Below are 6,880 nucleotides of genomic sequence, written 5' to 3' on the forward strand. Positions count from 1 at the left end.
GGCGGTGGATGGGGCTGTGCAATGCGTGAGCTGAGTGAGCAGGAAAAATTCTGGCAGGGCGATTTCGGCAATCAGTACGTTGACCGCAACATCGGTAAGCCACTGGTGGCGGCCAATCTGGCGCTGTTCGACAGGGCTCTGAGCCGCGCCGCACGCATCGCCAGCGTGGTGGAACTGGGCACCAATGCCGGCAACAACCTGCAGGCGTTGCATCAATTGCTGCCGCAAAGTGAACTGTTCGGGGTCGAGATCAATGAATGCGCCTGCGCCCAGGCGCGGGCGTTGGACATTGCGCAGATCTGGCACGGCTCGCTGTTCGACTTTCCCCGCGAGCGCACCTACGACCTGAGCCTGAGCAAAGGCGTGCTGATCCATCTGGCGCCGGAGCTTTTGGCGAGCGCGTATGCGCAGTTGTATGCTCTGAGCCGGCGCTACATCCTGATCGCCGAGTATTACAGTCCGGTCCCGATGGAAGTGTCCTATCGCGGCAACAGCGGCAAACTGTTCAAACGCGATTTTGCTGGCGAAATGCTCGATCGCTATGCCGATCTGCAGTTGCTCGATTACGGCTTCGTGTATCACCGCGATGCGCAATTCCCGGCAGATGATGTCACCTGGTTTTTACTGGAAAAGCGCCCTTGAGCAACGTCGCAATCATCCCGGCCCGTGGCGGCAGCAAACGCATCCCGCGCAAGAATCTTGCGCTGTTTGACGGCGTGCCGATGATTGTCCGCTCGATCCGCACGGCACTGGATTCAGGCGTGTTCGATCAGGTCGTGGTCAGTACCGACGACGCGCAGATCGCCGATGTCGCGCGGGCGCATGGCGCGCAGGTGCCGTTCCTGCGCCCGGCGGAGTTGGCCGATGATTTCACCGGCACCGCAGCCGTGATCGTGCACGCCTTACAGCAACTGCCAGCCTTCGATTACGCCTGTTGCGTGTACGCCACGGCGCCGCTGTTGCAGGCGCGTTATCTGCGCGAGGGATTCGAGTTGCTGAAGCTGCATCCGGACAAGTCCTTTGCCTTCTCGGTTTGCAGTTTCGGCTTTCCGGTGCAGCGAGCGCTGACGCTGGACGGGCAGGGCGCGCTCACGGCGTTGTACCCGGAGTTTCGCAACACCCGCTCGCAGGATTTGCCCGAAGCGTTTCAGGATGCCGGCCAGTTTTACTGGGGGCGCAGCGACGCCTGGTTGCGCAGCGAAGTGGTTTATTCGTCGGCGAGTCTTCCAGTGATTTTGCCGCGACATCTGGTGCAGGACATCGATACGCCTGAAGACTGGAAGCGCGCCGAATACCTTTACGCCGCGCTCAAGGCTGGCGGAGAGCTGCGATGAGAGTGCTGATTCGCGCCGACGCCTCGCCGACCATTGGCAGCGGCCACATTGCCCGGTGTCTGACCTTGGCTCGCGTGCTGCGCGAGCAGGGCAGTCATGTCGCGTTTGCTTGTCGGCGCTTGCCGGGGCATCGGCTCGACGTCCTGAGCGAGGAGGGTTTCGAGACCTTCGCGCTACCGGATTTCTACCCCGATGAAGACCCGCAACAAGCCATCGAATCGATGCTGCCGTGGCAGGCCGACATCGATGCATTGGGCGCGTTGCTGCAAGGTCATGGCGAATTCGACTGGATCATCGTCGATCACTACGGCCTCGATCATCACTGGCAAACCGCCGCGCGTCGTTGGGCGCCGCACATCGCTGCGGTCGACGATCTCGCCACTCGGCGCTACAGCATTGATCTGCTGCTTAATCAGAATCTCTCGGGGCTCAGCGAAAACTACGCTGCGCTAGTGCCTGATGGCTGCCGCACCCTGCTCGGTCCGCGTTATGCGATGTTGCGTGAAGAGTTCAACGGCCCGGCGATCGAAATCAAAGCCAGGGCGCGACGGGTATTGGTCAATTTCGGTGGTTTCGACGCAGCGATGCAGACTCATCATGCGATGCTCGCGTTGGTGGGTTTTCCCGAACTGGAAGTGGACTTTGTTGCCGGTGCCGACAATCCGGCGTGGGCGCAAATGCAAGCCCTGAGCGATACGCGACCGAATTGGCGTCTGCACAGCTTTGTCAGTGATTTCCATCAGCGCATGACCGAGGCCGACCTGTTTATCGGCGCTGGCGGCGGTACCAGTTGGGAGCGTGCGGCGCTGGGCCTGCCGACCATCTGTATCGCGGTGTCGAACAACCAGCAAGTCAATGGCGAAGTCATGGCGGCAGCCGGCGCCCATGTGTTCATGGGCGCGCGGGAGCAGGTCAGTGTCGAGCAGTTGCGCGATGCGATTGGTTTCGTCGCGGGAAATCAGTATTTGCGGCAGAGCCTGGCAGAACGTTCGCGGCAACTGGTCGATGGGCGTGGAGCGTTGCGAGTCGCTGCGGCGTTGGCCGGCGCCGTGCTCAAGGTTCGTCCGGCGACGCAGGACGACACGCCGCTGCTACTCGACGGAATGCGCGCCAGTCTGCGTAATCCGCAGCACTTGTTGTTGATCGCCGAGGCCGACGACGGCCCGGTCGGGGTGTTGCGTTACGACCTGCGCGGCTTCGAAGCCGACGTTTCGCTGCATCTGTTTGCAGGGCGAATCGACCTTGGCTGGGGCAGGGCGCTGCTGGCGCGGGGCGAGTCATTTGTCCGCGCACACTGGCCGCAATTGACCGCCATTACCGCCCAGGTGCAGCCGGATAATCACGCTTCATTGAATGTATTTCGCGACGCGGGCTTCAATCAAAATGCCTGCGCGTTCACCAAGGTTTTGAAGGAACACCACACATGAGCAGTTTCAAGATTGGCGACCGTCTGATCGGTGCCGATGCGCCGCCGTTCATCATTGCCGAGATGAGCGGCAACCATAATCAGTCGCTCGATGTGGCCCTGCAAATTGTCGAAGCCGCCGCCAAGGCCGGCGCGCATGCCTTGAAATTGCAAACCTACACCGCTGAAACGATGACGCTGGATCTGGCCGAAGGCGAGTTCTTCATCAAGGATCCGGGCAGTCTGTGGGCGGGGACTTCACTCTACGATCTGTATGAGAAAGCCCATACGCCTTGGGAATGGCATGCACCGATTTTCGCCCGGGCCAAAGAGCTGGGGATGCTCGCGTTCTCGACGCCGTTCGATGACACGGCCGTGGACTTTCTCGAAAGTCTCGACGTGCCGGCCTACAAGATCGCCAGTTTCGAAAACACCGACCTGCCGTTGATTCGCCGTGTCGCCGCCACCGGCAAACCGCTGATCATTTCCACCGGCATGGCCAGCATCGCCGAACTCGACGAAACCGTGCGCGCTGCCCGCGCGGCGGGTTGCAAGGATCTGGTGCTGCTCAAATGCACCAGCACGTATCCGGCGACACCGCTCAACAGCAACGTGCGCACGATCCCTCATCTGCGTGAATTGTTCGGTTGCGAGGTGGGGCTGTCCGACCACTCGATGGGCGTCGGTGTGTCGGTGGCAGCCGTGGCGCTTGGCGCGACGGTGGTGGAAAAACACTTCACCCTTGACCGTTCGGCAGGTGGGGTTGATGCGAGTTTCTCGCTGGAACCTGCAGAAATGGCCAGTCTGGTGCTGGAAACCGAACGTGCCTGGCAGGCTTTGGGGCACGTGCAATACGGCGCCACCGAAGCTGAACTGAAATCGGTGGTCTATCGCCGTTCGCTGTACGTGACCGCCGACATGGCCGCGGGTGAGCCCTTTACTCGGGACAATCTGCGGGCCATTCGTCCCGGCCTCGGTCTGCCGCCCAAGCACACCGACGCCGTTCTCGGCCGCCGCGCTCGCACGCCGATCAAGCGCGGCACGCCGCTGGATTGGTCGTTGGTCGAATAAGCCGATCTGCACCGATTCGGCAAAATAGCGTGACCTGCGAGTCATAACGCGCATCTTCACTGTATTGTATTGATCGGGGAGATGGCGCCTGGCCCGTTTTCGGTTCCAGTGATAGCCCTTTGCGCTCCCCCTGGCCGCCCTTCGTGGCGGCCAATTTCTGTTTGTCGGCGCCCCTCGAATCCTTGCGAGCGGTGGTCTTGGGCTGTTTTTTATTGGGAAGCCGTAATGATTGGCATAAAAAGCATTGCGAGCTACGTTCCTGTAGCCGGCGTGGACAATTACGCACAAGGTGCAAAATTCGAGAAGGATGAAGAGTTCATCCTTGGCAAGATCGGTTCGGCTTTTCTGCCGCGCAAAGACGCTGAACAAGAAACCTCCGATCTGTGCGTGGAAGCGGCCAATGCGCTGTTTGCCAGCAACCCTGATCTGAAGCGTGAATCGATTGACGTGTTGATTGTCGTCACCCAGAACGGTGATGAAGAAGGCCTGCCACACACTGCCGCGATCGTGCAGGACAAGCTCGGTCTGCCGACCAACGTTGCGGCGTTCGACATTTCCCTGGGCTGCTCCGGTTATGTCTACGGCATCTACGCGATCAAGGGCTTCATGGAAGCCGCCGGGCTGAAGAACGGCCTGCTGATCACCGCTGATCCGTATTCGAAAATCGTTGATCCGGAAGACCGCAACACCACCATGCTGTTCGGCGATGCCGCCACCGCTACCTGGATGGGCGAAGATCCGAGCTGGGCGCTGGGCAAGGCCAAGTTCGGCACTGACGGCTCCGGCGCTCCGCACCTGAAAGTCACCGATGGCGTGTTCTTCATGAACGGTCGTCAGGTGTTCAACTTTGCGCTGCTGAAAGTTCCGGCGCACCTGCATGAGCTGCTCGATGATTCAGGCCTCAAGGCTGACGACATTGATGCGTTCTGCATTCACCAGGGCAGCGCGGCGATTGTCGACGCGGTGGCACGACGTTTCGAAGGCGAGCCGGAGAAGTTCATCAAGGACATGGTCGAGACCGGCAACACCGTGTCGTCGAGCATTCCGTTGCTGCTGGAAAAACACGTACTCGATTCCGATTGGCAGCGTATTGCGTTGAGCGGTTTTGGTGTCGGTCTGTCGTGGGGCTCGGCGATTATTTATCGTCCTTGAGCCGGATAAAAAACGGCGGATACAAAAATAGCGTTCAAGGTTAACCTTGAGCGCTATTTTTTTGCCTAAACGGAGCGCGAGCCGGCATGAGCGAGTTTTTCCAAGCCAACGCCCAGGTGATCCAGCTGCGCTGGCCGGCGTTGTTTGCACGATTGGTGACTGAAGACAGTTCGGCCATTCAAGCCGAGCTGGTACAAGGCTTGGGCTCTACGCTGAGCGTGGACGGGATCCAGCTGACCAGTCGCCATGACCGGATTCACGAGGCCCGGGTCCAGGCGGCCAGCCTGCCGGAAAAACCGCGATTGCATGTCTATGGCACCGGCCTTGGCGACTTGCCAGCGGTTTTGCTGGAGCGTGCCGGGCTTGAACGCTTGTACGTGCACGTCCTTAACGGCGCCCTGTTTGCGCTGGTGTTGCAACTGCTCGATCAGCGGCAATGGCTTGAAGACCCCAGGGTGGAACTGATGTATGCCGGCGATCACGCCGATATCTTCACACCGTTTTTTGCCCTTCCCGCGGAAATGCTCCTGGCCGATGACTTCAATGCCAAGGTGCGTGATCGGCTGGTCAATGAAGTTCACCTGAGTTTCAACAATCGCGAGTTCGATCCGCAATTGCCGGCGATTCAGCAGCGCTTGCGCGATAGCCTGGAGGTGCTGCTTGCGGATGATGACGTGGCGCAACTGTTTGGCACTTGCATCGGCCGCGAAATCTATGTGATCGGCACCGGACCGAGCCTGGAAGGACATTTTGAACGGCTGGCGTCGGTGCGTGGCCAGGCCGAGCGGCCGCTGTTCATTTGTGTCGACACGGCTTATCGACCTTTGCGTCAGCACGGGATCATCCCCGATCTGGTGGTGACGATCGATCAGTTGATCAGCTTTCGGCATCTGCCTTTCGAGGAGTCCGACGGCATCCCGCTGGTGTACCTGCCCATGAGCTCCCCGACGGTGTTGAAGGCCTGGAGAGGCAAGCGCTATGGCGCTTATACCGCCAGCCCGGTCTACGCCACGTTGCGTCAGCAGCACCCTCGGGCCGAATTGCATGCCGGCGGCAGCGTGATTCACCCCGCCGTGGACCTGGCCGTGAAAATGGGCGGCACGCGCATCACGCTGTTCGGCGCCGACTTTGCCTTCCCGATGAACAAGACACATGCCGGATGGGACGATGGCGATCTGGGGCCACCCGTGGAGCAGGCGCGACACTGGGTTCGTGACGGGTATGGCGAACGGGTCAGGACGCAGCTGAATTTTCGTGGCTACCTGTGCGTGCTGGAGCGGTATATCGCTCTGCACCCAGAGGTCAGCTTCCTTAACAGCAGTCGGGTAGGGGCGATGATCGTGGGCACGCAATTCAATTCGGAGTTTGTGCAATGAGTGCGCAGGTGATGTGCATCAGCGCATGTCGGCAATGCGCTGGGTTGTTTCGTTTGGGCCGTGATGTCGAAGCGGCGCTGACCATGGTCGATGTATTTGACGAGGCACAACGGTTTTTTGCGCTCGCCTCTGAGGATGTCCAGCAGTCGTGGGCACAGGTACTGACACACATCCTGGCGTGTCAGGAGCGCCAGGACTGGTTGGGACTTGCCGATTTCATGGAGTATGAACTGATTGAATTGCTGGACAGTGCGCAGCGCTGACGGGGAACCGACGGCTCTGGCACAAGGGTTGGTGGTGTGGGCAGTTTTATGGCGTCATTTTTTCGTGGGAGGGGGCGCGCTAAGCCCTTGTTTTCTCGGGGGTGGCAGGGTGATGGCAAATTTTTTTCAAAAAGCCCTCAAGCAACCTGATTACCCGACGATAACTATTACGAAGGTTCTCTAGGCCATACCCGGCGGTTGCCAGGGCCGGAAGCCGCAGTACCCAACCAACGAGGAAGTCGTCATGGCTTTAACAGTAAACCCCAACACCACGTCGTT

Annotated in this window: 7 protein-coding genes; all 7 read left to right on the top strand. The window is 59.8% G+C overall.

Annotated elements, in window-relative coordinates; all coding sequences use genetic code 11:
- The first annotated feature begins 21 nt into the window (after positions 1-21).
- The 7 genes from ACIONG_RS24880 to ACIONG_RS24910 all read left to right on the top strand — a co-directional run bounded on the left by ACIONG_RS24880 (position 22) and on the right by ACIONG_RS24910 (position 6,601).
- A complete protein-coding gene (locus tag ACIONG_RS24880) occupies positions 22-642 on the top strand; it encodes a pseudaminic acid biosynthesis-associated methylase (protein ID WP_103305355.1) in 621 nt (206 codons plus the stop codon).
- The gene (gene pseF / locus ACIONG_RS24885; RefSeq protein ID WP_315446258.1) at positions 639-1,334 is read left to right on the top strand and encodes a pseudaminic acid cytidylyltransferase; all 696 of its coding nucleotides are present in this window, start codon (positions 639-641) and stop codon (positions 1,332-1,334) included. Before ACIONG_RS24880 ends, pseF begins: the two co-directional genes overlap by 4 nt.
- A complete protein-coding gene (gene pseG, locus ACIONG_RS24890; RefSeq protein ID WP_401303320.1) occupies positions 1,331-2,761 on the top strand; it encodes a UDP-2,4-diacetamido-2,4,6-trideoxy-beta-L-altropyranose hydrolase in 1,431 nt (476 codons plus the stop codon). The genes pseF and pseG overlap by 4 nt, the downstream gene beginning before the upstream one ends.
- A complete protein-coding gene (gene pseI, locus ACIONG_RS24895; RefSeq protein WP_213027940.1) occupies positions 2,758-3,810 on the top strand; it encodes a pseudaminic acid synthase in 1,053 nt (350 codons plus the stop codon). The genes pseG and pseI overlap by 4 nt, the downstream gene beginning before the upstream one ends.
- A gap of 225 nt (positions 3,811-4,035) precedes the next feature.
- On the top strand, positions 4,036-4,962 hold the full coding sequence (locus ACIONG_RS24900; protein ID WP_401303322.1) for a ketoacyl-ACP synthase III: 927 nt from the start codon (positions 4,036-4,038) through the stop codon (positions 4,960-4,962).
- Positions 4,963-5,048: 86 nt separating this feature from the next.
- Positions 5,049-6,338, top strand: coding sequence for a motility associated factor glycosyltransferase family protein (locus tag ACIONG_RS24905; protein WP_401303324.1), 1,290 nt, complete (start codon positions 5,049-5,051; stop codon positions 6,336-6,338).
- Positions 6,335-6,601: a hypothetical protein gene (locus tag ACIONG_RS24910; protein WP_103305360.1), complete on the top strand. Its 267-nt coding sequence runs from the start codon at positions 6,335-6,337 to the stop codon at positions 6,599-6,601. Before ACIONG_RS24905 ends, ACIONG_RS24910 begins: the two co-directional genes overlap by 4 nt.
- Positions 6,602-6,880 lie beyond the last annotated feature (279 nt).

It is taken from the genome of Pseudomonas sp. NPDC087817, assembly GCF_044742875.1.
Classification (GTDB): Bacteria; Pseudomonadota; Gammaproteobacteria; order Pseudomonadales; family Pseudomonadaceae; genus Aquipseudomonas.